This is a genomic window from Haloarchaeobius lipolyticus (genome assembly GCF_051208015.1).
GTDB lineage: Archaea > Halobacteriota > Halobacteria > Halobacteriales > Natrialbaceae > Haloarchaeobius.
Genome location: NZ_JBPKGF010000003.1, coordinates 442,813 through 465,977, shown reverse-complemented (window position 1 = coordinate 465,977; position 23,165 = coordinate 442,813). Strand labels below are relative to the sequence as shown.

The following is a 23,165-nucleotide window of genomic DNA, read 5'->3' as shown; positions in this document are numbered from 1 at the left end:
ACCGTGAGAGACTCTGTGCCCGCCTTCAGTACGACTTCGCGAAGTACGCGACCTCGGTTGCCTCGTCGCCACACATCGTACACTCGTCGGCGTCGGGCGACTCGTCTTCGTCCAGCGGGAGCATGACTATCTCCGCGTGGACCTTCTCCTTGATGACCTCCTCACAGGCCTCGTCGCCACACCACGGCGTCTTGACGTAGCCGCCGTGCTGGCCGATGGTGCCCATTATCTCGGTCGGCTCGTCGGCCTCGCGGATGTTCTCCTCGAGGTTCTTCTCGGCAGCCGCGTACAGCTTGTCGAAGACGGCTTCGAGGTGGTCGTGGGTCGCCTCGACGATGTCGGCGCGGTCCTCTTTGACTTCCTCGCCGTCGGGTCGGTGGACGACGGTGACCTCCTCGTCCTCGACCTCGTAGCCGCCGATCTCGAAGCGGACCGGGACGCCGTTGAGCTCCCACTCGTTGAACTTGAAGCCGGGGTTGCGCTCGTCCCGGTCGTCGAGGTGGACGCGGACGCCATCCTCCTGCAGTTCGGCGGCGATCTCGCTCGAGTACTGGAGCACCTCGTCCTTGTTGTCCTCGTTGTAGATGGGGACGATGACGACCTGCTCGGGCGCGAGCGCGGGCGGCAGCACGAGCCCCTGGTCGTCCGAGTGCGTCATGATGAGCGCACCGAGGGCGCGCCAGGAGAGCCCCCACGAGGTCGTCCACGCGGTCTCCTCGTTCTCGTCCTCGTCCGTGAAGGTCACGTCGTAGGCCTCCGCGAACGACTGGCCGAGGTGGTGAGAGGTGCCGCCCTGGACGGACTTGCCGTCGGGCATCAGCGCCTCGACCGTCGTCGTCATCTGCGCGCCAGGGAACTTGTCGTGGTCCGGCTTGCGGCCGCGCATCACCGGGATGGCGAGTACGTCCTCGTAGAGCCGCTCGTACTGGCCGAGGCGCATCATGACCTCGTCCCAGGCGTCGTCCTCGGTCGCGTGGGCGGTGTGGCCCTCCTGCCAGAGGAACTCCTTCGTGCGGAAGAACGGCTTCGTCTCCGTCGCCTCCCACCGGATGACCGAGCACCACTGGTTGAGCTGCATCGGCAGGTCGCGGTGGCTGCGAATCCACTTGCTCATGAACGGTGTGATGATGGACTCGCTGGTCGGCCGGACCGCGAGGCGCTCTTCGAGCTCCTCGTGGCCGCCGTGGGTGACCCACGCGACCTCCGGGTCGAACCCTTCGACGATGTCCTTCTCCTGTTCGAGGTAGCTCTCGGGGATGAGGACCGGGAAGTAGCTGTTCTGGACGCCCGTCTCCTTGAACCAGCCGTCGAGGTGGTTCTGGAGCCGCTCCCACAGCTCATAGCCGCGGGGACGCGTGACGATGAAGCCGCCCATCGGCGCGTAGTCCGCCAGCTTCGCCTTCTGGACGAGTTCGGCGTACCACTCGCCCGTCTGGTGCTCCTTGCTCTTTGTCATCCCGAGTTCCTGCTCTCCACTCATTGTCTACACGAACTCTCGTCGGTGTCTTAAACCCCCTGAAGGTGTGCGACGGGTCGTGACACGCCTCCGCAGGCACCGCATTAGTGACAGCACGTTTATCTTTCCTCCGTACCTCTCTAGTGAAGATGAAATCCGTACAGCAGCTGCTGGGAGCGAGGCGATGACGAAGGTCCTCACCGGAGAATGGCGGGTACTCGGCTTCCGGACAGGTGGCAGCCAGCTGCTCGTCAGGCCACTCGAGGAGCAGGAGCTTCCCGAGGAGTTCGACATGGGCGGCGTACTCGCCGTGGGGACGCGGAACTACGGCGGCGACCTCGGCGCGGCCGTCGACGAACTCGACGCCGGGTACCGCATCCGGGCCGGTATCTATCCGGGAGATCCGGGTCGGTTCACCGAGTGCCGCGTGCTCGATGCACAGCGCCTGCTCGTCGGCTTCCAGTCCGACGTGACGCCCACCGTGGTCCACGAGGTCTGGAACGAGGCCGCGGCCTCGTACGAGGGCGACGAACCTCTCGCAGTGACCCGCCAGCTCGACGTCCCCGATACGGTCGCCGAGCTGTACGTCGCCGCCGCCACGAAGGACGAACCTGACGACCTCTGGTGGACGTTCGTCGCCGGCGACGTCGAGGAGTCGTTCTACGAGTCGTTCGAGCACGCAGCGGGGAGGCCCGCGGAGTTCGTCGCCGCGAACCCGCCGAGCCAGCCCTACTTCTGGGTGGTGAAGTTCGCCGACCGGGATACCCAGGTCGCGAAGAAGCTCGCCCGCGGTGCGGGCATCACGTCGGGACCGCAGCGGGAGCTGGACGCCCTGCTTTCGCGGGCTGGCCTCTCGCGGGCCGATATCTCACGGGCGGCGCTGTCGCGTGCGAAGGTCACCGAATGAGCGGTCCGAGCGAACAGTCGGTATCCAGCTCGTACTCCAGCAGTTCGTCACCGTCCTCGTCGAAGTCGAACCGGCCGCGAACCGACCTGCCGTCCAGGAGGTGCGGGAGCCAGAGCCGGTCGTCCTCCCACATCTCGTCGTACGGTACCTCGGCAACCCGAAACCACTTCGGGTCGGCCTCCGCCGTCTCTTCGGGTGTGCCAGCGTACGACTCCGTCCGGTAGGCGTGACAGCGGAACAGCGGCTCGTCGCCGAAGTAGAACAGCAGTTCGCCGAGCCGGGTCAGGTCGTCGACCTCTAGCCTGACCTCCTCTCTGACCTCGCGGATCACCGCCTCCCGCGGCGTCTCGCCTGGTTCGACCTTCCCGCCGGGACCGTTGTACAGTCCGGCCCCGAGCCCGCGCTTCTTCTCGATGAGGAGGACCTCGTCGCCGTCGCAGATGAAACACAGCGTGGCCTCGTCCACGTCGCCGTCCATGGTCGACGTCGAGGCTGCCAGTCAGTTAGCCCTGCCGCTGTGAGTCGACGTCCCCGGACCGCCGCCGGTCCAGAAGCCAGACGACGCAGGCCAGTGGGACCGCGACCAGGGATGGCCACAGGCTCGAACTCAGGTAGACGTCGGCCGATGGAAGCTGCACCCACGTCAGAGGGTAGAGGTACGGCGGGGCGAGCCCGCCGGCACGGATGACGAGATAGTCCAGACAGACGTGCAACCCGACCGCGCCCGAGAGCACGCCGAGCACGACGCGTCGGTCCTCCCGCGGGAACAGCAACGACCCGGCGAGGACGAAACAGGCCGCCGCCCCGACGGTCTGGAGCGCGTACCAGGAGAGCTCGACCCCTGCCACCGCGAACCTCGGGTCCCCCGTCAGCATGTAGGCTTTCGCCGCGTCTGGGACCACCGCCCCGACCATCGCGAGTGGGACGTGTCTGGCGGCGATGGCACTGAACCGCCACGAGGCGACCGTCGCGAGAACGTACGCAGCGAGGACGTGGGTCAGCAGGTCGCTCATGGTCTCCCCGAATCTCGACCGGTATCGGCACCCCCGCGCGGGGTGAACTGCAGCTTCCCGGGGACGAACCGCCAGTGCGAGAAGACCGCCCCGAGCGTGAGCAGCACCGAGAGCACCGAGACGCCGAGCATGTACCGAACGTTCTCCCCGTCGGAGACGACGACACGGGACGCGTCGATCCGCCTGTCGGGACCTGCGGTCCCGTAGACCTGCACCGTATCGCCCGGCTCGACGCCCGAGCTCGCGTCGGTCACCCTGAAGGTGACGCCGTCGCCGAAGTCGCCGACGAAGCCGTCCTCGGTCGTCTCGACCACGTCGAGCCAGACGTGGACTCGTTCGCCGTGGTACGCCGGGTAGGACCGTTCCAGCTCCGGGTCGGTCGGGAAGTGTGACTGCGAATCGGCCTCGGCCGCGTAGTCCAGCATGAAGAAGCCGACCGTTCCGAGGAGCAGGCAGACGAGACAGAACCGCACGACTGGCCGGTCGTTCATGCCCGGAGGCTCCACCCCGGGGAAGTAACCGTTTCCGGTCGGGTCACCGCTCGATCCGGGCGGTCGACCCGGTCGCCGCTTCAGTGACGTAGCGGACGAGGGTTCCGGCCACCACTCGAGCCGGTCGCTACTCGACTCACGTCACACCGCGTCGAGCCGCGACGACAGCTCTTCCCGCAGAATCGTCCGGTGGCACCGCTTCTTGGCCGTGTTCTCGTAGCAGACGAGGACGATGAACTCCCCGTCGGCGAGCCGGCGGACCAGCGAATCGACCGCCTCCCGTGCTGCGTCTGACTCCTGCAGGTGCGTCCGGTAGCGCGACTCGAACTCGGTCCGGTCCCACGCCGCGTTGTGGGCACCCTCCGCGCACAGGCCCTGCATCTTCAGGTCCTCCTCGGCCGACTTCGTCTCGTCGAGCAAGTCGGCCGGCGGTCCAAGCGCCGGGAGGTTCTCGTCGACGGCGCCGGAGAACCAGCGCGTGGGACGCCTGACGGCGCCGATCAGCGTCTCGCCCGGTCGAACCTCGAACAGGTCGTGCTGGAGCGCGGCGACGTAGGTGTCCCTGACGGCACCCTGGTCGGTCATCCGTCGTCTCCGCGCGGTTCGACGGAGAAGGGGCTCTCGCGTTCGGTCCAGTCCCAGCCGGGGAGCAGCTCCTGGAAGCCGGCGGCGAGCGCCGCGTCGAGGTCGTCCGCACCGGCTGCGTCCCCGTCCTCGCCGTTCGTGTGCACGTCCGCGAAGTGAAAGGTCGCCTCGCCGAGGGTCCGAAGCGGCTGTTTCCCGGCGATGGTGCCGGCGAGCTCCCTCCCCAGGACCTCGTCGACGACGAAGCCGGGATAGTCACCCTCGACGTCGAGGTCCCGCAGGAGCGCGACGAGCGCGGCGACGTTGACCGCCCGGTCGCCGTCGGCGAACAGGTCGTCGACCGCCGCACGGAACTGGTCCTCGGTGATCGGGTCGACGCGAACGTCGAACACCTCGCCGAGGTCCGCCCGGACCTGATTGACGATGGGGACGACCACGCTGGCCCGGTCGTACACCCAGTCTCGCTCGCGTTTCACGCGGTCTGGTGTCAGTCGCATGGTGCCTGCTACGTGTGCGATTCTCCTGTATATTGCGAAGGCTTTTATTACTCGGACAGTATAGCGACGGGTAAGCGGGTTCTCCCTGGGCCCTCCCGCACAGGAACGCGTCTGGGATGGGTTCTCACCGCAGGTACCACCACAATGTACCAGAATACTCCAGACTTCCAGCGCCTCTCGTGTGGCCGTCGATATGGTCACCAGCAGTGCGACCGCAGCGGGGCCGTACCCGAACGGGGTGCCACCGTGCCAACCTTCCCAGGGACCGTCCAGCGACGTGTGGGTACAGGCCGCCCACGAACGGACGACACGCTACCGCATTTTCCTGAGCTATGAGTTCCGTAGACCAACAACTCGAAGAATTACGAGCAGAGATTATCAGCGAGATTCCCGACGACATCACCGTCTCCGAGGTCAAGTACGAAGGCCCGGAGCTCGTCGTCTACACTCGAGACCCGAAGAAGTTCGCCCAGCAGGGCGACCTCATCCGGAAGCTCGCCTCCAAGCTACGAAAACGTATCACCGTCCGTCCGGACCCGGACGTCCTCTCGCCGCCGGAGTCCGCCCGTGAGGACATCATGGGCGTCATCCCCGAGGAGGCCGGCGTCACGGACCTCGACTTCCACGCCGACACCGGCGAGGTCGTCATCGAGGCCCAGAAGCCCGGGATGGTCATCGGCCGTCACGGCTCGACCCTGCGCGAGATAACTCAGAAGGTCGGCTGGACGCCCGAGGTCGTCCGGACGCCACCCATCGAGTCCTCGACCGTCTCCAACGTCCGCAACTTCCTCAAACAGGAGCGCGAGGACCGCCGGGACATCCTCGAACGCGTCGGCCGGCAGATCCACCGCGAGGAGATGTCGAAGGACGAGTGGGTCCGCATCACGACGCTCGGCTGCTGCCGCGAGGTCGGTCGCGCCTCGTTCATCCTCTCGACGCCCGAGACGCGCATCCTCATCGACTGCGGCGACAAGCCCGGTGCCGAGGACGAGGTCCCGTACCTCCACGTCCCCGAGGCGACGCCGCTCAACAGCATCGACGCGGTCGTCCTGACCCACGCTCACCTCGACCACTCCGCGCTCGTCCCGCTCCTCTACAAGTACGGCTACGACGGCCCCATCTACACGACGGAGCCGAGCCGCGACCTGATGGGCCTGCTCACGCTCGACTACCTCGACGTGGCGGCGAAGGAGGGACGTACCCCGCCGTACGAGTCCGAGATGGTCCGCGAGGCGATCAAGCACACCATCCCGCTCGAGTACGGCGACGTGACCGACATCGCGCCCGACGTGAAGCTCACGTTCCACAACGCGGGTCACATCCTCGGCTCCGCCGTGAGCCACTTCCACATCGGCGACGGCCTCTACAACGTCGCGTTCTCCGGCGACATCCACTACAAGGACACGCGCCTGTTCAACGGCGCGGTCAACGACTTCCCGCGAGTCGAGACGCTCGTCATGGAGTCGACCTACGGCGGCCGCAACGACTACCAGACGGACCAGGAGGACTCCGAGGAGAAGCTCATCGAGGTCATCAACGAGACCCACGACAAGGGCGGGAAGGTCCTCATCCCGGCGTTCGCGGTCGGCCGGTCCCAGGAGATAATGCTCGTGCTCGAACGGGCGATGCGCAACGGCGACATCCCGCGGATGCCGGTCCACCTCGACGGGATGATCTGGGAGGCGACGGCCATCCACACGACCTACCCCGAGTACCTGCGCGACGACCTCCGCGACCGCATCTTCCACGAGGACGAGAACCCGTTCCTCGCCGAGGAGTTCAACCACATCGACGGCGGCGAAGAGGAGCGACAGGACGTCGCCGACGGCGGCCCCGCCATCATCCTCTCCACGTCCGGTATGGTCACCGGCGGACCGATCATGTCCTGGCTGCGCCACGTCGGTCCCGACGAGAACTCCCGGCTCGTCTTCGTCGGCTACCAGGCACAGGGGACGCTCGGTCGCCGCATCCAGAACGGCTGGGACGAGATACCCATCAACGACCGCGGCAACGGCGGCGGTCGCGGCAGCACGATGAAGATGAAGATGGACGTCGAGACCGTCGACGGCTTCTCCGGCCACGCCGACCGGCAGGGCCTGATGGACTTCGTCCGGACGATGAACCCGCGGCCGGAGAAGGTGCTCTGCGTCCACGGCGACGAGAGCTCGGTGCAGGACCTCTCCTCCGCGCTCTACCACGAGTTCAACATGCGGACGTTCGCCCCGAAGAACCTGGAGACGTTCCGGTTCAAGTAACGAGGACGCGGCCGGGCCCCGTTCACCAGAAGACACTCCACGTTTCTGTCGTATTTCGGCACTAAGCTCCCCCGCTTCAGACGGTCTCTCCTTACCGCTAGCGGCACCCTCGCCGACCTCGCTCGCGAGGGTGGGCTGTACACCACCCACACGACGGTGTTCCGGCTCCGGCTTCGACAGGACGGGTGAAGGCACACACGGACGACCCGCCGTCTGGACTCCGAACCGTTAACCCCGCAGGTGCGCCACCCCAGACCATGTTCAACTCAGCGGTCGCCTGGGCGCTGCTCGCGATGGTCGCGTGGGGCTGCTGGGCCGTCGTCGCCGACGTCGCGACCAGGACGGTCTCTCCTACGGTGGCGATGACCGTCTCCTACCTCGTCGGGACGGCACTGGCGGGGGCCTACGTGGTCACGCGACCGGAAAGTATTACGTACACGAGAGAAGGACTCGCGGTGGCGGCGGTCGCCGGAGTGTTCTCAGGAATCGGTGCGGTCGCGTTCTACGCGGGACTCGAGCGTGGTGATACGACCGGTGTCGTGACGACGATATCGGCGCTCTACTTCGTCGTCGCTGCCGCGCTCGCTATCGCGTTCCTGGAACAACCGCTCGAACTGACGGACGCGGCTGGCTTCGGGTTCGCCGTGCTGGCGGTCGTGCTGCTGACGAACTGAGCTCTACAGAGAATCAAAGCGAGTGCCTCGAGGCCAAGCCCCGAGGCGGTTCACTGCTTCTTCCGCTCCAGTTCCTGCACGGAGTGGCGTTTCTGGAAGTAGACGTAGAACTGATGCTCGGCGCAGCCGCCCCGGACCATCCCATCGAACTGCTTCCCGTCCACGCTGGGCTCGGCGACTGTTACCGAGACCTCCGTGTCGTGCGGGATGAGCGCCTTGCCCGCATCCGTACAATCGTCGAAGGGGCAGGAGACGTGGCAGAGTCTCGGCTTTCGCGTCGCCATCTCACGCACCCCGTCGTCGACCGATAACCGGTTCGGCAGGGAATACACTCACCCATCTGGCCGCGGGTGACGAGACTGGAACTCGAGTGAAGACGGTCGTGAATCTGTTGCTCATTGCTGGTTTTCCTCCCGCGATTCGTCCTCCGGTCGAGTGCGCGACAGAGGTTCGCGCACTGGATCACTGGTTGGGACCCCCGTTCGCCAGACCCAACATCACCTTGATGTATCCAGGTTTCGGTCGGACTACGTACTGCTTCACTCGATACCCAGGGTCAAAAGTATATCGCATGATACGAGCCGAGTCAGAGCGTCTCCAGGGAATCTGCCTCCGATGGGTCGACGACGGTCCCAAGTGCCGGCGAGACACCCACCTGGTCGCACAGGTCGGCGAGCGGACACGCTTCAGGGTCGTCGAGACAGGCCGGCTTCCGGGCGGTGCAGTACTCCCTGCCGAACTGTATCATCGCCGTGTGTCCAAAACCGCACTTCGCCGCCGGGACGGCCTCTTCGAGCGCCGCTCGCACCCCCTCGTGGTCGGCGTCGGCTGGTGCGAGTCCCATCCGGCGGGCGATACGGTGGACGTGCGTGTCGACGGGGAAGACACCGCCGCGTCCGCCCGAGAACAGGAGGACGCAGTCGGCGGTCTTCGGGCCGACGCCCGAGACGGAGAGCAAGGTCTCCCTGACCATCGCTGGCTCGCCGTCTTTCACGAACGCGTCGAAGCCGTCGGTCGAGCCGAACTCGTCGAGCACCCATTCCGCGGCGCGGCGGATGACCTCCGCTTTCTGGTTGTAGAGACCAGCCGAGGCGATGGTCTCTGCGAGTTCGTCGTCGCGGACGTCGGCGAGCGTCTCTGCAAGTTCGTCGGCCGGACCGTACCGGGCCATGAGGTCGTCGTGTGCCGGCTGGCTCGCCTTGTCGCTCGTGTTCTGACTGAGGATTGTCCTGACGAGACACTCGAACGCATCCTGCCCACCGTAGGCCTTCTGCCAGTACAGTTCGCCGAGCCGGTCGACGACCGCCTCGGCGCGTGTCGCGGCCTCACCAGGCTCGAACTCGGCCGGGCTCCCGCCTCCGCCGGGGCCACCGGAGATGTTCTCTGTAGGTTCGTCGTCGGACATGCGTGGCCCTAGGAGCGGGACCGTCAAAGCCGCCGGGTTCCGGGCGGGGCGTCCGTCAGTCGACGGTCGGTTCACCCGACGAGGAGGCTCATTCGACCTCGAGGACGACGCGTGCCTCCGCGCCGTCGGCGAGCGCGGCAACGAGGTCGCGGTCGAAGCCCTCTGCGGCGAACGGAGCGGCGAGGAGGACGGTCCGGTCGTCGATGTAGTCGGAGGTCCGTCCGACGAGGCTTCGGTCGTCGGTCAGTTCGAGGTCCGGATGACCGAGGCCGGTCACGGAGTCGGTGTGGCCGTCGGCCTCGATGGTGAAGGTGATGCGGGCCCCCTGCTCGCGACAGGCGTCCCTGAAGGCCGGGTCGAAATCGGCGGGCGACCGGTCGGCGTCGATGGCGAGGATACAGTCGCCTGCAGGCGTGAGGAAGTCGTCCGTCGTCACCTCGAAGGTGCTCGTGTGCTCGGCGGAGACGTTCTCGTGGCCGCGGGCGTGGATGACCTCTTTCATGCGACGGCATACCGACCGGCCGGGTTTAATCTTCGCGAACCACCGTGACCGTAACCGCCCCGCACTCGCACTCGTAGGCGCGGCGGACGCCACCAGCGGTGCGCATGGTCAAGGTCGCGCCGGCTGCGTCGAGTGTCTGGTCACAGCCCTCGCACGTCGCGGTCAGGCGTTCGAGCATGAATGGAGAGACAGGCTACGGACACGTTAAACCGAGCCAACCGCGCGGTGAAAGTGAAAGTGAACCCGAGTGAGCCGGCCGACCCACGAGCGTGAGCGCCCGAGAATCGGCAACAAGACCTTTCGTGGTCGCGGACGCGATTCGCTCACATATGGCGAGCCAGTGGCAGGGTGGGGTCGTACGAGCGTCGACCGGGGCAGAGCCACCCGAGGTCGAGTCGTGGGAACCGGTCGCGGTTCCCGGTCGACCAGCCCAGTTCGCCGGGGCGGACGCGGTTGCCTACCGCCTTCGGTTCGGCGATCCCCGCCGGACCCCGGCACAGCGCGCCCTCCTCGAACTGCAGGGCGTGTACGGTCACGCGCGAATCTGGCTCGACGGAACGCTACTCGGAACGCACGACACGTACTTCCAACCCGCCCAGTTCGAGTTCGAACCGGCCGCGGAGAACGAACTCGTCGTGGAGTGTCGTCGCCCTGAGGATGGCTTCGGTGGGGTCTACGAGACCGATCTCGTCACTCCGGAGCTGGCCGTTCCGGCGATCTGGTGGGGTGCCCATCTGCGGCTCCGGCCCCCGACCTATCTCGCCGACCTCACGGTCAATCCCCGCCTGACGGACGAGGGAGCGGTCATCGACGTCGCGGTCTGTGTGGACGCTGGCGACGCCGTCGACGAGGCGGTGACGCTGTCGGTCCGGCCCGAGGGCTTCCGCGGCGGCGCCGCGATGGAGCGAGAGCGGGTCGTCGCCGACCCGGGTGAACGCATCACCGTCACACGGACGCTCGAACTCCACGACCCGTCGTACTGGTGGTCGCGAACCCACGGCGACCAGCACCGTTACACCGTCCGGGCGAAGTTCGGCGACCAGGAGCGGAGCGTGACGACGGGCGTCTGTGACGTCTCCTACGACGACGGGCTGTGGGTCAACGGCCGGCGGGTCCGGGTGAGAGGGGTCAACGTTCTTCCGGGGCTGGACCCGCTGACGGACCTGGAAGCGGCCGTCGACGCGAACTGCGACCTCGTCAGGGTCCACGCCCACGCGCTGCCGCAGGCGTTCTACGACGCTGCGGACGAAGCAGGCGTCCTCGTCTGGCAGGACCTCCCCCTGTCCGGCCCGCAGACCGTCGACCCGGAACGCGGCCGGGAGCTGGCGCGAGCCCTGTCGGCGACGTACGACCACCATCCGTCCATCCGCCTGTTCGGCGTCCACGACGACCCGGCTGACCCGTTCCCGGAACGGCTCGGAAGCGGCCGGGTAGACCGGTTCCGGTTCGGCCGACGACTGTCCGGAACCACGGTCGACCGGTCGGCCGCCGAGGCGATCGCGACCGGCTTCCCGGCCGACGCGGCCGTCTTCCCGGTCTGCGGGCAGCCAGGGACGACCCCCGACGCCGCACATCTATACCCCGGCTGGCGGTACGGTGACGCCGACGGCGTGTCCTGGCTCCTCGCGAAACACCCGGAGTACGGTGCGGTGGTCTCGGAGTTCGGGGCCGGGTCGGTGACCACGGCGGGAGCGTCCCCGCCCGGCCTCGACCGCGCTCGACACGACGCGGTCGTCGGGAGCGACGATCCGGACAGGTCACAGGCGACGCAGGCCCGGATCGTGAAACGCGTCGCCGAAGCGCTCCGGGTGCGAGGGGCGAACGTCCTCGCCGCCTTCTGCCTGCGCGACGCGGGACCCGGCGGCGGGATGGGGGTGGTGGCCGCAGATGGGACGAGAAAACCTGCGTTCGACTCCCTCAGAACCGCCTACCAGCCCGTGGTCGCCATCGCCACCGAGTCACCGCCGGGGTCGGTTCCGGTCACGGTGGTCAACGACCTCTCACGGGTCGTCGAAGGCACCGTCACGTGGACCGCGGGCGACGCCGGCGAGTCGGTCTCGGTCGTAGCCGACCCCGGCGAACGCGTCGACGTCGGAACTGCCTCGGTCCCAGGCGGCGCCGACCGTCTGGAGCTCGCCGTCGAGACCGACTCGTTCCGCGCCGTGAACGTGTACTCTTTATAAGCGCCCTGAATGCCCGTGGTAGTCATTTACACACGTTAGGTGGCCTCCGTCGTTCGATTCCCGGTTTCCAGGTAATCGGTACATTTAAATTAGTTGCCGTGGTATTAGCTGATACCAGAACGCCGCCGGTGTTCCGGTAGCATCGATAGCCGACCAGAATGACACGGAATCTTGTCCCCGAGGTGTCGCAGGCTGTTAGCGGTTGCTACCGTCCGGCGCGGGACGGAATCGAGGTACGAACACAATGGCTGATTCGATAGACACATCCAAGAACGTAGAACTCACCGAAGACGACCTTGAAAACAAATCCAAGGGCCAGCTCATCAAGCTCGCAGGGCAGCTGCGAGACCGACGTAACGAACTCAACCAGATGGCTTCTGAGCGCGCTTCCAAGCGCGACGACCTCAACGCGAAGACTCGCGAGAAGGTAGACGAAGCGCAGCAGCACCGCGAGAAGCGCGACGAGCTCAACGAGCTCGTCCAGGAGCACAAGCAGAAGCGTAACGAGCTCAACGCGGAAGCCAACGAGCACTTCGACAAGGTCGACGAGCTGAAATCAGACCTCGAACTCGACGACGGCAAGGACCTCGAGGAGCTCGAGTCCGAGATCGAAGACCTCGAGTTCAAACAGCAGACCGAGGTCCTCTCGGCCGACGAGGAGCGCGAGCTCATCGAGAAGATCGAGGCCAAGCGTGAGGAGTACCAGTCCCGCAAGGAGAAGATGGGCCAGAACGACGACCTCGACGAGCTCGTCGACGAGGCCGAGGAGGTTCGCTCCGAGGCGTCCCAGCACCACCAGAAGGTGACGGAGCTCGCCGACCAGGCCCAGGAGCACCACAACCAGATGATCGAGGCCTACCGCGAGGCCGACGACATCCGTGACGAAGCCGACGAGATGCACGAGAAGTTCGTCGAGGCTCAGGAGGCGGCAGACCGCCACCACGAGGACTTCGTCCGCGTCCAGAAGCGCCTGCGCGAGATGGACAAGCAGGAGGAAGAGGCAAAGCAGTCCAAGCGCGACGCGAAGCGCGAGGAAGTCGAGGCCGAGGCCGAGGAGATCTACCAGAAGTTCAAGGAAGGAGAGACCCTCGACACCGAGGACCTCATGAAGCTGCAGAAGGCCGGCCGTCTCTAAGCGCGTAATCGGGGACATTCTCTGACTGCGGTTTCGCCGCATCGACGTCCGACCGACTGATTTTCTCGCGAACACAACCGCTTTGAGCCGTATGGCCGAATCGCGGGGCATGGAAGCACGCACACGTCTCGCCCGCGGCGCACTCACGGCGGCCGGTTGCGCAGTCGGCATCGCCGGCGGCTGGCTCCTGTTCGACGAGATAGCCGCGGGCGCGTTCGGGACGCTCGAGGTACTGTTGACTCTCGCGAGCGGCCTGCTCGCCGCGAGACTCGCGGCCCGAGCTGCCCGACTAACCGTCGTCGACTACAACGTCGCCTCGGTCGCGGTGGACGGCCCCATCTCGCGCGATGGCGGCGCGGGCGTCCTTCCCGGGTCGCCCCTGGGGGCGCACGCCGACGAGGTGGTCGACCTCGTCGACCAGGCGGACGAGGACCCGTCGGTCGACGCCCTGCTGGTCGAGCTGAACACGCCCGGTGGCGACGTCGTCCCGAGCGACGACATCCGTCTCGCAGTCGAACGGTTCGACGGCCCCGTGCTGGCCTACGCGACGGACGTGTGTGCCAGCGGCGGCTACGCCATCGCGGTCGGCTGCGACGAGATATGGGTCCGCGACGGGACCATCGTCGGGAGCATCGGCGTCAGGCTCACGCAGGTGAACGCGAAGGAGCTGGCCGATCGACTCGGCGTGTCCGACCAGACGCTCGTCGCCGGCGAGTACAAGGACGCAGGCGCCGCACTGAAGGAGTTCACCGAACCGGAGCGTGAGTACCTGCAGGGACTCGTCGACGACTACTACGACGAGTTCGTCGAACAGGTAGCGGAGCGCCGCGAGCTTGGTAGTGACGAGGTTCGAGCGACCGAGGCGCGTGTCTACCTGGGACGGGACGCCCGCGAACGCGGACTCGTCGACGAGGTCGGGACGCGGGACGACGTGGAGGACCGTCTCGAAGCCTTACTCGACGAGCCGGTGACGGTCGAGCCGTTCCATCCGGAGTATTCGCTCTCGGAGCGTCTTCGGGGCGGGGCGGTTCGCGTCGCGTACGCGTTCGGGTCGGGCCTCGGGAGCGCCGTTCTAGACGACGAGACCAGACTCCGGCTGTAGACGACGGCGCAGGGCGCGGCAGTTTTTTGTACTCGCTCGTGTTCGCTTTCCGTAGTGGCTACGCTCGTCGTTTGTGTCGACCGTACCGACGACATCGGGCGGAAGACGGGGTTGGAGACGCCTGTCGTTGGCTGGGAAGCGGTCCGCTCGCTCGTCACCGACGTCGGTCTCGCCGACCCTGAAGATTCCAGTGTCAACTGTCTACTCGAGACACTTCGCGTCGCGCGAGACCTCCGCGACGAGAACGAAGAGACCGTGGTCGCGGTCGTCTCGGGGACGAGCGACACCGTCGTCGGTGCCGACCGGGCCGTTGCACACCAGCTCGACCAGTTCATCGAACGCTACGACCTCGACTCCGCGGTGGTCGTCATCGACAGTGCACAGGACGAACGCCTCGTCCCCGTCATCGAGTCGCGGCTCAGGGTCGACTCCGTCGACCGCGTGGTCGTCCGGCAGGCTCGCGACATCGAGTCGACGTACTACCTGCTCAAACAGTTCCTCGCGGACGAGGAGCTTCGACAGACGGTCCTCGTCCCTCTCGGACTGGCGCTCGTCGCCTTTCCGGCACTGGCCCTCTGGCAGGGGCCGGCCATCGGCGCGGCGACCATCACCGCCATCGTCGGCGTCTTCCTCCTGTACAAGGGGTTCGCGGTCGACGAGCTGCTGAAAGACGCGGCGCTCCAGGCGAGAGGCGCGCTCTACTCCGGGAACGTCTCCGTCGTGACCTACGTGGTCGCGGCGGGGCTGACGATGGTCGGGCTGTTCGTCGGCGTCGTCAGCGTCCAGGGGCTCGCCGACCCGCAAGGCGTGGTGGTTCCCGCGATGCGGTTCGTCTACGACGCCATCCCGTGGCTGGCGATGGCGGGCGCGATCGCGAGCATCGGACGGCTCCTGGACGAGGCTATCGGCGAAGAGCCGGTCTCGTCCGCGATGTTGAACCTGCCGTTCACGCTGGTCTCGGTCTCACTGGTCATCCGGGGCATCTCGGCGTACTTCCTCGAACGGGCGCGGCTCATCGAGCCCGTCGTCGTCCCCCGCCTTGGCATCGGCCAGCGCTCCTACGGGCCGTTCGACGTGACCGCAGGCGAGCGACTCGCCGCGTTCGTCGGAATCGCCGTCCTGCTCGCTATCGTCGGCGTCCGCATCGCCTCCATCTTCTCGGGGACGACCATCGAGGACGTCGAGATGGAGCAGGGTTCCTGACCCAGTCCGTCACACGTTTAGCCCCCCGGTCCCGTCGTTCAGGCATGACAGCCGACGGTTCGTGGGTCAGCCTGTTCTCCGGTGGGAAGGACTCCTCGTGGGCGTTGTACCGCGCACTCGAGGAGGGTCTGCCCGTCTCGCACCTGCTCACGGTCCACCCCGAGGGCGAGTCGTACATGTACCACGTCCCCGCGACGGAACTGACGAGTCTCGCGGCGGAGAGCATCGGTCTACCGCACGTGAACGTCACGCCGGACGACTTCGACGCGATGGCCGCCGAGGACTCGGGCGTCCAGGGTGACGCGGAACTGGAGCCGCTCGAAGCCGCACTGGAGTCACTTCGTTCGGACCTCGACGGCGGGCTCGCGGGGGTAACCGCCGGCGCCATCGAGAGCGAGTACCAGACCTCCCGTATCCAGGGGATGGCCGACCGACTCGGCTGTGACGTCTTCGCGCCGCTCTGGCAGCGCGACCCCGAGGAGCTCGCGAGGGAGATGCTCGAGGCGGGCTTCGAGATAACCATCATTCAGGTCGCAGCGGGCGGCCTCGACGAGTCGTGGCTCGGCAGGACGCTCGACGCCGGTGCCTTCGACGAGTTGCAGGCGCTCAACGACCGCTACGGCGTCCACGTCCTCGGTGAGGGTGGCGAGTTCGAGACGCTGGTCACCGACGCCCCCCACATGGACCGTCCCATCGAACTCGAGTACGAGACCGAGTGGGAGGGCACCCGTGGCAGTCTCCGCATCACAGACGCGTATCTCGGGGAGACTGCGTGACGACCCCGGACGCTGGATTCAGTGGCCGGTCTCACGGGCCGGCAACACGGCGACCGACTCGGGGGGATGGTGTACCTGGCAGTCGTGGGGAGGAACGGCAGGTGAAGGCGGGGACAGAAATGACATTTAGCAATCAATTAGACCCCGACACTTTAACCGCTAGAGCATCACTAGGAGACCAATGTCTGATTCGGAGTGCGGCCCTACCCGGGTCCGCACAGTGTGTGGGTCCCGAACGTCCGGGGAGGAGCTGAAGACGCTCCTCGAGCGGGAGGGAGCGACTGTGGATGTCTGCAGCGGTACCGACGCCGGAGTCGACGAGGTCGGCGCGGGCGTCGACTGTCTGGTTTATTCCGACGACGGCGACCTCGACTGTCTGAAGCGACTCCGTGTCGTTCGAGAGACGAATCCAGACCTTCCGGTCGTCATCCTCGCCCGGGATGGTGACGAAACGTTCGCCAGTGAGGCCGTCCGAGCGGGTGTCACCGACTACGTCCCGGTCGACGGCCCTCTCTCGGAGAGGGCCGCTGATCGGGTCCTCGAAGCCTCGGCCACCGCTCGCGGCCGGACGGCGGACGACGACACCGAAGCCGAACTGAGCGTCCGAGAACGAGCCCTCCGTGACGCCTACGAGATAACCGCGAACGTGGACCGTTCGTTCGAAGAGCGGATCGAGGAGCTACTGCACGTCGTTCGGAAGGCGGTCGGGACCGATTACGCGACGCTGTCACGCGTCCAGGGCGACGAGTACATCTTCGAGGCGATCGACGCTCCCGCAGACGCGGGCATCGGACGGGGTGACGTGGTCCCGTTGGAGGCCACGAACTGCGAGCGGGTCGTCGAGACCGAGCGAACCCTCGTCCTCCGAGACGTCGCCGAGGACGCACCGGATCTCGCCGGGCGGGCCGGGAACAAGGATTGGGGCATCTCCTGTTATCTCGGCGCCCCGGTGACGGTCGACGGGAGCCCCTACGGAACCTTCTGTTTCTACGATACCGAAGCGCGTGCCGAGGAGTTCTCGGACTGGCAGGTCACGTTCGTTGAGATATTCAGCAACTGGGTGAGCTACGAGCTCGAACGGCAGCAGTACATCGACCAGCTCACCGCCCTGGACGAACTCAACGGAGTCGTTCGGCAGGTCACAGACGCGGTGATGGGCCAGTCGACGCGCGAGACGATAGAAGCCAGCGCCTGTCAGTGCCTTGCCGAGGCATCGACCTACGAGTTCGCCTGGGTGGGAGCGGCGGACCTCGAGGTCGAGGCTGTCGAATACAGGGCCGAGGCTGGTAGCGACGGGTATCTCGACGACATCACCATCTCGACAGCCCCCGCCGACGAGACAGCGAACGGGTCTACCGGTCGAGCGGTGCGCACCGGAACCGTCCAGGTCGTACAGAGCGTCCACGACGACGACTACGAACCCTGGCGAGAGGCAGCTGACGAGCACGGTATCGAAGCCTCCGCAGCCGTCCCCATCACCCACGACGACCACGTCTACGGCGTCCTGAACGTCTGTACGAGTCGGACGAACCCCTTCGACGACCAGGAGAAAAAGGTCCTGAAACAGCTCGGTGAAATCATCGGACTGGCGATCGCTGCCATCGAACGAGAGGCCGAGCTGCGCGAGAACGAGCGCCGATACCGGACCCTGACCGAGAACATCCCCGACGCCTCGGTCACCCTGTTCGACACCGACCTCCGCTATCTGACCATCGCGGGCGCGCTGTACGACGAGTACGAGTTCGAACCGTCGAGCGTCCGAGGGAAGCGAATGACCGACGTCGACGTCGAGCTCCCCGTCCACGGAGATGAATACCTGGCCGCTTGCCAGTCGGCACTCGACGGCGACACGCAGGACGTCCAGCTGTTGGCGGAGAACCGGGCGTTCCGGGTCATGGCACTCCCGCTACGGGGCGAACACGGCGAGGTCACCGGTGGGATGACGTTCACACAGGACGTGACCGAGCGTCACCTCCACGAGCGACAGATCGAGCACGAGCGCGAGCGCCTGGAGTTCATGAACCGCATCATCCGGCACAACCTGCTCAACGGGATGAACGTCGTCCGAGCACGTGCAGACCTCCTCGACGGTCACGTGGACGAGGCGATGGTCACCCACCTGTCCACCGTCCAGCATCGTATCGAGGACATGATCGACCTCATCGAGACGATGCGGTCGTTCATGAAGGCCATCGTCGAGGGCGAGGAACACGAACCCGAGCCGACAGACCTGGCAGCCGTGGTCGAGGGAGAAGTCGAACAGGCGCGGGACGCCTACGACGACGCCGTGTTCGAGTGCGACGAGCTGCCCCGCGTCGAGGTGATGGCCGACGACCTGTTACCCGAGGTGTTCGAGAACCTGCTGACGAACGCGGTCCAGCACAACGACAAACCGACCACGATGGTCGAGGTCTGGACCGACGTCGGCGACGACGAAGTGGTGGTCCACGTCTCGGACAACGGTCCGGGTATCGACGAGACGCTCCGTGACGCAGTGTTCGAGAAGGGACGGAAGGGCTTCGCCAGTCCCGGAACGGGCTTCGGTCTCTATCTCGTCCGCGAGATAATCGACAGCTGTGGTGGCTCGGTCTCCGTCCACGACAACGACGACGAGGGTGTTACGTTCGACATCGCGCTCGCCCGGGTGTAGCTGGGAATCGGACGCGCCGGGGACCGAACGGCCCGGCACCCAGACACTCATTACCACTGCCGTCCACGTTCGGAGTGCTGGTTCTCCACGGTCGTCGCTCGCCGAGGAGTGCCAAACTTTTACTACTCCCCGAGTAAACAACGAGATATGGGAATCGATTACACGCAGCTCCACGACCCGAACGCGGAGTACACGATGCGAGAGCTCTCCGCCGAGACGATGGGTGCGACCGCCAAGCGCGGCGGCGGTCGCGACGTGGAGATCACGGACGTGCAGACGACGATGGTCGACGGCAACTTCCCGTGGACACTGGTCCGCGTCTACACGGATGCCGGCATCGTCGGGACCGGCGAGGCCTACTGGGGTGCGGGCGTCCCCGAACTCATCGAGCGGATGAAGCCGATGATAGTGGGCGAGAACCCGCTCGACATCGACCGACTGTACGAACACCTCATCCAGAAGATGTCCGGTGAAGGGAGCGTCGAGGGCGTCACCGTCACGGCCATCTCCGGCATCGAGATCGCGCTGCACGACCTCGCCGGAAAGATCCTCGAACTACCCGCGTACCAGCTGCTCGGCGGCAAGTACCGTGACCACGTTCGCGTCTACTGCGACTGCCACACCGAGGCCGAGGCCGACCCCGACGCCTGTGCCGACGAGGCGGAGCGCGTCGTCGAGGAGCTCGGCTACGACGCCCTGAAGTTCGACCTCGACGTCCCGTCCGGGCTGGAGAAGGACCGTGCCAACCGGCACCTCCGTCCCGGCGAGATCCGCCACAAGGCCGAGATAGTCGAGAAGGTCACAGAGCGCGTCAAGGACCGCGCCGACGTCGCCTTCGACTGCCACTGGACGTTCTCCGGTGGCTCCGCGAAGCGTCTCGCGAACGCCCTCGAGGAGTACGACGTCTGGTGGCTCGAGGACCCTGTCCCGCCGGAGAATCTGAAGGTCCAGAAGGAGGTCACGCAGTCGACCATCACGCCCATCACGGTAGGAGAGAACCGCTACCGGGCGACGGAACACCGCCGCCTCCTCGAGAACCAGGCCGTCGACATCGTGGCGCCCGACATGCCGAAGGTCGGCGGGATGCGCGAGACGCGCAAGATAGCAGACATCGCGAACCAGTACTACGTCCCGGTCGCGATGCACAACGTCTCCTCGCCGGTCGCGACGGTCGCCAGCGCCCACGTCGGCGCGGCCATCCCGAACTCGCTCGCCGTCGAGTACCACTCCTACGAGCTGGGCTGGTGGGAGGACCTCGTCGAGGAGACCGTCATCGAGGACGGCTACATCGAGATTCCGGAGGAGCCGGGTCTCGGCGTCACGCTGGACATCGATACGGTCGCCGAGAACATGGTCGAGGGCGAGGAGCTGTTCGACGAGGAGTGACGCGACTCGTCGAGCTTGTGAGGCGCAGATTCGCGCGGTTCGACGAAGGGTAGCAGAACCGTTACTCACCCAGCGGCCCCGACCGGGTCCAGTTTTCCGCCCGAATACACGAGACTCGCGAGCAGCAGCGTCACGCCAGCGGGCAGGAGCCACGCGAACACCGTCAGCAGGGCGCCCGACGCGGAGATGCCGAGCGCGATGAGGACGACCGGGCCACAGCAGGCACTGCCCGACAGCAGCGCCGGAACCGCCGCGAGCAGGCTCGCCCCCGACCCGGTGCCGGTCGAACGCTGGATGCCGCACGCCGCCGGGTGGCGCCACGCGAGGTAGGTGACGCCGATGTTCAGGCCGACGAGGAGTGCGAGCGTCAGCGCGACAGCGATGTTGAGCGGCGAGACGAGCAGGCGAACGACCTCCGCATCGACGAGCGCGACCGGTTCCCACGAGAAGGTCCCGGTCGGCTCGAACATCCGCGAGAACGGGTCCGACACGACGACGTAGCCGGTTCCGAACCCGGAGCGAACCGCGAGGTCACCGACCGCGAGCAGGTAGCCCGCGAGGTACGCCAGCGTGACGGCGAGAACGACGGCGAGGGAGTCCCGCCGCCGGAGCGCCAGCTGGACAGCCCGGCCCGTCCGGCCGAGCCTGTCGGCGACGCCACCCGCGAGGCGCTGTGTCTCAGACATGGATCTCGGTGGACGGGTAGAACGCGAACCACGCGAACCACATCGCGTCGAACGGGTCCAGCGGGTCCAGCGGGAGCTCGGACGCGGCGTAGGTCGTCCCGTCGACGCGGTACTTCCCGCTCGAAGCGGCCGTCACCGCGCCGTCGGGCCGGTACAGGTAGCCGGTGTCGAGGGTTGGACCGTGGACCGCCACGACCGGTGTCTCGCCGGCGTTCCCGGTCACCACCTTCTCGTCGCGGAGGGTCCCCTTCGACACGGCGAACGCGCCCGTCGGCGAGCGGGTCCCGAGGACGACCATCTTGGGCGGATGCCGTCCGTCGCGTTCCTGCGGGTCGAACAGCATCCCGTCGGTCTTGTAGTAACCCACCTTCGGGTTGTACGTGCCGTACGGGTCGCGGCCGTAGTCGCGGACGTAGCCGGTCTTCTCCGTGAGCAGTTTCGTCTCCGGGTAGGCCGTCTTCCAGCGCTTCCAGGTCGTCCACGTGACCGGAACGTGCCGGAGGCTGTGGTCCCGGTAGTCGCCCGAGATGGCGGTCCCGAGTATCTGTGGCCAGCGACTGTCGGTCTCGCGGTCGTACATGACCAGGTTCGAGTTGAGCAGGCGACCCGAGACGCCGAACTCGGTCTTCCCGCGCAGGTAGCCGATGGCCGTGCCGGTCAGCGGACAGTACGAGACGGTGACGTTCTCGCCGCCGAAGCGGTCGTTGACGATCTCGTGCCAGACGAGGATGGACTGCGGGTAGGCTTTCACCTCGCCGTTGTGGGCGACGCCGAATACGGGGTCGCCGGGTCGGATGCGGCTGCCCACCTTCGATGCGGCCTCGAACGTCGGCTCGTCTATCGAGGGGATGCCGTCCTTCGGTGGTCCCCCGGAGACGACCCACTCGTTCAGGTCGGCGTAGCTGTGCTCGACGACGAGGCGGTGGTCCGCGAGTGGGAGCGCCGTCCCGGGGGTCCCGCCACCGGTCGTCGGGTCGCTCTCCGCGTCGGCCGGGGTCGACGTGGTCGTCGACCCGCCGATGGTGGCGCTCGTCCCGCCCCCCAGACAGCCTGCGAGGGCGGCGAGGCCGCCGCCGGTCGCGGCGAGCATCGCCCGTCGCGTGGGTTTGTGTGACATACTCTCTCGTGTCGTAGGGAGCACCCAGACGTTCTTACCGGTATGTGGAGCGTGCGTCTGGCTCGCACGAGCGACCGGCTGTGATGGAGAGAATGTGGTGGAGAGACGTGCCTGTCGGCTGGTGGAGCACACGGACGGCCGAAAAAACGCGTGTCGCTGCTAGCTCGCCGACGTTACATGTAGCCGAGGTCACGCAGGCGCTCCATCAGGTCCTCCTTGTCCTGGGCGCGGCCTGCGCGCTCGGTCGTGTTCTCGAGGTCCTGCAGCCACGCCGGCTCGGACTCCGCCTTGTCGGTCGAAACCTCGGAACCGAGCGAGCGGAAGCCCTCGAAGTACTTCGGCGAGACGGGGATGTCCGCGTGGGTCAGGCCGTTCGGCAGGTCGTCGTAGTCCTGCGGGACGTAGCCTTCGTCGGGGTACTCCTCGACCGTCTCCGGCACCACGAAGTGCCAGAACGCCTCCCAGACGTCGGCCTCCGTGAACTGGAGGATGGGCTGGATGCGGTCGTGCGGCGGGTAGATGTCGGGGTCGTGACGCGGGCTGAAGAACGTCTCGTCCGCGCGTGCTTCCTGCTCGTCCCAGCGGATGCCGGAGATGATGCCGTCGATGTCCTCGGATTCGAGGGTGTCGTTGAGCGCGACGGTCTTCAGCAGGTGGTTGCCGACGTAGGTGTCGAGCAGGAACGGGAACGTGTCCTCTTCGTACTCGAGGATGTTGCGGATGTGGTGCTGGTTGTGCTCGGAGAGGGCGTCGACCGGGATGTCGTCGCCCGGTTCGAGGCCGTTCTCGTCGACGTAGTCGCCGACGTCCGTGTTCCGGGCCCACTTGACCTCGAGGTCCCACTCGTCTGCCCAGTGCTCGACGAAGTCCATCAGCTCGTCGAAGTGCTGGAAGTGGTCGATGAAGACCGTCGTGGGCAGGTCGAGGTCGTACTGTTCTGCGACCTCCTTCACGAAGTACAGCGTCAGCGTCGAGTCCTTACCGCCGGTCCACATGACGGCCGGGTTTTCGTACTCTTCGAGGCCCTTCTTCGTGACGTCGAGAGCCTTCTCGAGCTTGTGTTCGATGGACGGATAGTCCTCCGGAGACTCGCCCTCGCCGTCGGTGTAGTCGACATCGAGGTAGTCGGGGAACTGGGACAT

23 protein-coding genes are annotated in these 23,165 nt (G+C 66.4%); 10 read left to right on the top strand and 13 right to left on the bottom strand.

The window, feature by feature from the left end; all coding sequences use genetic code 11:
- Window positions 1-25: 25 nt before the first annotated feature.
- Window positions 26-1,480: a proline--tRNA ligase gene (gene proS, locus ACSC1Y_RS12115; RefSeq protein WP_435335119.1), complete on the bottom strand. Its 1,455-nt coding sequence runs from the start codon at window positions 1,478-1,480 to the stop codon at window positions 26-28.
- A gap of 160 nt (window positions 1,481-1,640) precedes the next feature.
- On the opposite strand from proS, the gene ACSC1Y_RS12110 reads away from it, so the two are divergent.
- Window positions 1,641-2,363: a DUF6663 family protein gene (locus ACSC1Y_RS12110; RefSeq protein WP_435335118.1), complete on the top strand. Its 723-nt coding sequence runs from the start codon at window positions 1,641-1,643 to the stop codon at window positions 2,361-2,363.
- On the opposite strand, the gene ACSC1Y_RS12105 is transcribed toward ACSC1Y_RS12110, so the two are convergent.
- From ACSC1Y_RS12105 to ACSC1Y_RS12085, 5 genes are all read right to left on the bottom strand, one after another.
- Window positions 2,353-2,841 (bottom strand): 8-oxo-dGTP diphosphatase, encoded by a 489-nt coding sequence (locus ACSC1Y_RS12105; protein WP_435335117.1) that lies wholly within the window; start codon window positions 2,839-2,841, stop codon window positions 2,353-2,355. The two genes, ACSC1Y_RS12110 and ACSC1Y_RS12105, sit on opposite strands and share 11 nt — an antisense overlap.
- 25 nt (window positions 2,842-2,866) lie before the next feature.
- Window positions 2,867-3,376: a hypothetical protein gene (locus ACSC1Y_RS12100; protein WP_435335116.1), complete on the bottom strand. Its 510-nt coding sequence runs from the start codon at window positions 3,374-3,376 to the stop codon at window positions 2,867-2,869.
- Complete coding sequence (locus ACSC1Y_RS12095) at window positions 3,373-3,867, bottom strand: OB-like fold-containing membrane protein (protein ID WP_435335114.1); 495 nt, start codon at window positions 3,865-3,867, stop codon at window positions 3,373-3,375. Before ACSC1Y_RS12095 ends, ACSC1Y_RS12100 begins: the two co-directional genes overlap by 4 nt.
- A gap of 141 nt (window positions 3,868-4,008) precedes the next feature.
- Complete coding sequence (locus ACSC1Y_RS12090) at window positions 4,009-4,452, bottom strand: DUF488 domain-containing protein (protein ID WP_435335113.1); 444 nt, start codon at window positions 4,450-4,452, stop codon at window positions 4,009-4,011.
- On the bottom strand, window positions 4,449-4,949 hold the full coding sequence (locus ACSC1Y_RS12085; protein WP_435335112.1) for a DUF7984 family protein: 501 nt from the start codon (window positions 4,947-4,949) through the stop codon (window positions 4,449-4,451). The genes ACSC1Y_RS12090 and ACSC1Y_RS12085 overlap by 4 nt, the downstream gene beginning before the upstream one ends.
- Before the next feature lie 332 nt (window positions 4,950-5,281).
- Between ACSC1Y_RS12085 and ACSC1Y_RS12080 the strand changes: the two genes are divergently transcribed.
- Together ACSC1Y_RS12080 and ACSC1Y_RS12075 are read left to right on the top strand one after the other, a co-directional pair.
- Window positions 5,282-7,204, top strand: a complete 1,923-nt coding sequence (locus tag ACSC1Y_RS12080; RefSeq protein ID WP_435335111.1) for a beta-CASP ribonuclease aCPSF1 — start codon at window positions 5,282-5,284, stop codon at window positions 7,202-7,204.
- A 257-nt stretch (window positions 7,205-7,461) separates the two neighbouring features.
- Complete coding sequence (locus ACSC1Y_RS12075) at window positions 7,462-7,878, top strand: EamA family transporter (RefSeq protein WP_435335110.1); 417 nt, start codon at window positions 7,462-7,464, stop codon at window positions 7,876-7,878.
- Window positions 7,879-7,928: 50 nt separating this feature from the next.
- On the opposite strand, the gene ACSC1Y_RS12070 is transcribed toward ACSC1Y_RS12075, so the two are convergent.
- From ACSC1Y_RS12070 to ACSC1Y_RS12055, 4 genes are all read right to left on the bottom strand, one after another.
- A complete protein-coding gene (locus tag ACSC1Y_RS12070) occupies window positions 7,929-8,162 on the bottom strand; it encodes a hypothetical protein (RefSeq protein ID WP_435335109.1) in 234 nt (77 codons plus the stop codon).
- Window positions 8,163-8,464: 302 nt separating this feature from the next.
- Window positions 8,465-9,283, bottom strand: a complete 819-nt coding sequence (locus ACSC1Y_RS12065) for an endonuclease III domain-containing protein (RefSeq protein WP_435335108.1) — start codon at window positions 9,281-9,283, stop codon at window positions 8,465-8,467.
- Between the two features lie 88 nt (window positions 9,284-9,371).
- A complete protein-coding gene (locus ACSC1Y_RS12060) occupies window positions 9,372-9,785 on the bottom strand; it encodes a DUF371 domain-containing protein (RefSeq protein ID WP_435335107.1) in 414 nt (137 codons plus the stop codon).
- 25 nt (window positions 9,786-9,810) lie between these two features.
- A complete protein-coding gene (locus tag ACSC1Y_RS12055; RefSeq protein WP_435335106.1) occupies window positions 9,811-9,963 on the bottom strand; it encodes a hypothetical protein in 153 nt (50 codons plus the stop codon).
- Between the two features lie 151 nt (window positions 9,964-10,114).
- Here ACSC1Y_RS12055 and ACSC1Y_RS12050 point away from each other — a divergent pair, with 151 nt between their 5' ends.
- From ACSC1Y_RS12050 to ACSC1Y_RS12020, 7 genes are all read left to right on the top strand, one after another.
- Entirely contained in the window at window positions 10,115-11,968 is a 1,854-nt protein-coding gene (locus ACSC1Y_RS12050) for a hypothetical protein (protein ID WP_435335105.1), read from the top strand.
- Window positions 11,969-12,212: 244 nt separating this feature from the next.
- The gene (locus ACSC1Y_RS12045) at window positions 12,213-13,103 is read left to right on the top strand and encodes a coiled-coil protein (protein ID WP_435335104.1); all 891 of its coding nucleotides are present in this window, start codon (window positions 12,213-12,215) and stop codon (window positions 13,101-13,103) included.
- A 109-nt stretch (window positions 13,104-13,212) separates the two neighbouring features.
- The gene (sppA, locus tag ACSC1Y_RS12040) at window positions 13,213-14,205 is read left to right on the top strand and encodes a signal peptide peptidase SppA (RefSeq protein ID WP_435335103.1); all 993 of its coding nucleotides are present in this window, start codon (window positions 13,213-13,215) and stop codon (window positions 14,203-14,205) included.
- Window positions 14,206-14,259: 54 nt separating this feature from the next.
- Entirely contained in the window at window positions 14,260-15,408 is a 1,149-nt protein-coding gene (locus ACSC1Y_RS12035; RefSeq protein ID WP_435335102.1) for a DUF373 family protein, read from the top strand.
- 44 nt (window positions 15,409-15,452) lie between these two features.
- Entirely contained in the window at window positions 15,453-16,184 is a 732-nt protein-coding gene (locus ACSC1Y_RS12030) for a diphthine--ammonia ligase (RefSeq protein ID WP_435335101.1), read from the top strand.
- A 181-nt stretch (window positions 16,185-16,365) separates the two neighbouring features.
- Window positions 16,366-18,834 (top strand): GAF domain-containing protein, encoded by a 2,469-nt coding sequence (locus tag ACSC1Y_RS12025; protein WP_435335099.1) that lies wholly within the window; start codon window positions 16,366-16,368, stop codon window positions 18,832-18,834.
- 147 nt (window positions 18,835-18,981) lie between these two features.
- A complete protein-coding gene (locus tag ACSC1Y_RS12020) occupies window positions 18,982-20,220 on the top strand; it encodes a mandelate racemase/muconate lactonizing enzyme family protein (RefSeq protein WP_435335098.1) in 1,239 nt (412 codons plus the stop codon).
- A 65-nt stretch (window positions 20,221-20,285) separates the two neighbouring features.
- Here ACSC1Y_RS12020 and ACSC1Y_RS12015 read toward each other — a convergent pair whose 3' ends face one another.
- From ACSC1Y_RS12015 to ACSC1Y_RS12005, 3 genes are all read right to left on the bottom strand, one after another.
- Window positions 20,286-20,906, bottom strand: a complete 621-nt coding sequence (locus tag ACSC1Y_RS12015; protein ID WP_435335097.1) for a hypothetical protein — start codon at window positions 20,904-20,906, stop codon at window positions 20,286-20,288.
- Window positions 20,899-22,023: a DUF3179 domain-containing protein gene (locus ACSC1Y_RS12010; RefSeq protein WP_435335096.1), complete on the bottom strand. Its 1,125-nt coding sequence runs from the start codon at window positions 22,021-22,023 to the stop codon at window positions 20,899-20,901. The genes ACSC1Y_RS12015 and ACSC1Y_RS12010 overlap by 8 nt, the downstream gene beginning before the upstream one ends.
- A 173-nt stretch (window positions 22,024-22,196) precedes the next feature.
- Complete coding sequence (locus ACSC1Y_RS12005) at window positions 22,197-23,165, bottom strand: phosphoadenosine phosphosulfate reductase family protein (RefSeq protein WP_435335095.1); 969 nt, start codon at window positions 23,163-23,165, stop codon at window positions 22,197-22,199.

What these genes read in the sequence shown, in the direction of transcription:
- proS (WP_435335119.1), bottom strand. Translation starts at nt 1,480, where the DNA reads ATGAGTGGAGAGCAGGAACTCGGGATGACAAAGAGCAAGGAGCACCAG.
- ACSC1Y_RS12110 (WP_435335118.1), top strand. Translation starts at nt 1,641, where the DNA reads ATGACGAAGGTCCTCACCGGAGAATGGCGGGTACTCGGCTTCCGGACA.
- ACSC1Y_RS12105 (WP_435335117.1), bottom strand. Translation starts at nt 2,841, where the DNA reads ATGGACGGCGACGTGGACGAGGCCACGCTGTGTTTCATCTGCGACGGC.
- ACSC1Y_RS12100 (WP_435335116.1), bottom strand. Translation starts at nt 3,376, where the DNA reads ATGAGCGACCTGCTGACCCACGTCCTCGCTGCGTACGTTCTCGCGACG.
- ACSC1Y_RS12095 (WP_435335114.1), bottom strand. Translation starts at nt 3,867, where the DNA reads ATGAACGACCGGCCAGTCGTGCGGTTCTGTCTCGTCTGCCTGCTCCTC.
- ACSC1Y_RS12090 (WP_435335113.1), bottom strand. Translation starts at nt 4,452, where the DNA reads ATGACCGACCAGGGTGCCGTCAGGGACACCTACGTCGCCGCGCTCCAG.
- ACSC1Y_RS12085 (WP_435335112.1), bottom strand. Translation starts at nt 4,949, where the DNA reads ATGCGACTGACACCAGACCGCGTGAAACGCGAGCGAGACTGGGTGTAC.
- ACSC1Y_RS12080 (WP_435335111.1), top strand. Translation starts at nt 5,282, where the DNA reads ATGAGTTCCGTAGACCAACAACTCGAAGAATTACGAGCAGAGATTATC.
- ACSC1Y_RS12075 (WP_435335110.1), top strand. Translation starts at nt 7,462, where the DNA reads ATGTTCAACTCAGCGGTCGCCTGGGCGCTGCTCGCGATGGTCGCGTGG.
- ACSC1Y_RS12070 (WP_435335109.1), bottom strand. Translation starts at nt 8,162, where the DNA reads ATGGCGACGCGAAAGCCGAGACTCTGCCACGTCTCCTGCCCCTTCGAC.
- ACSC1Y_RS12065 (WP_435335108.1), bottom strand. Translation starts at nt 9,283, where the DNA reads ATGTCCGACGACGAACCTACAGAGAACATCTCCGGTGGCCCCGGCGGA.
- ACSC1Y_RS12060 (WP_435335107.1), bottom strand. Translation starts at nt 9,785, where the DNA reads ATGAAAGAGGTCATCCACGCCCGCGGCCACGAGAACGTCTCCGCCGAG.
- ACSC1Y_RS12055 (WP_435335106.1), bottom strand. Translation starts at nt 9,963, where the DNA reads ATGCTCGAACGCCTGACCGCGACGTGCGAGGGCTGTGACCAGACACTC.
- ACSC1Y_RS12050 (WP_435335105.1), top strand. Translation starts at nt 10,115, where the DNA reads ATGGCGAGCCAGTGGCAGGGTGGGGTCGTACGAGCGTCGACCGGGGCA.
- ACSC1Y_RS12045 (WP_435335104.1), top strand. Translation starts at nt 12,213, where the DNA reads ATGGCTGATTCGATAGACACATCCAAGAACGTAGAACTCACCGAAGAC.
- sppA (WP_435335103.1), top strand. Translation starts at nt 13,213, where the DNA reads ATGGAAGCACGCACACGTCTCGCCCGCGGCGCACTCACGGCGGCCGGT.
- ACSC1Y_RS12030 (WP_435335101.1), top strand. Translation starts at nt 15,453, where the DNA reads ATGACAGCCGACGGTTCGTGGGTCAGCCTGTTCTCCGGTGGGAAGGAC.
- ACSC1Y_RS12025 (WP_435335099.1), top strand. Translation starts at nt 16,366, where the DNA reads ATGTCTGATTCGGAGTGCGGCCCTACCCGGGTCCGCACAGTGTGTGGG.
- ACSC1Y_RS12020 (WP_435335098.1), top strand. Translation starts at nt 18,982, where the DNA reads ATGGGAATCGATTACACGCAGCTCCACGACCCGAACGCGGAGTACACG.
- ACSC1Y_RS12015 (WP_435335097.1), bottom strand. Translation starts at nt 20,906, where the DNA reads ATGTCTGAGACACAGCGCCTCGCGGGTGGCGTCGCCGACAGGCTCGGC.
- ACSC1Y_RS12010 (WP_435335096.1), bottom strand. Translation starts at nt 22,023, where the DNA reads ATGTCACACAAACCCACGCGACGGGCGATGCTCGCCGCGACCGGCGGC.
- ACSC1Y_RS12005 (WP_435335095.1), bottom strand. Translation starts at nt 23,165, where the DNA reads ATGTCCCAGTTCCCCGACTACCTCGATGTCGACTACACCGACGGCGAG.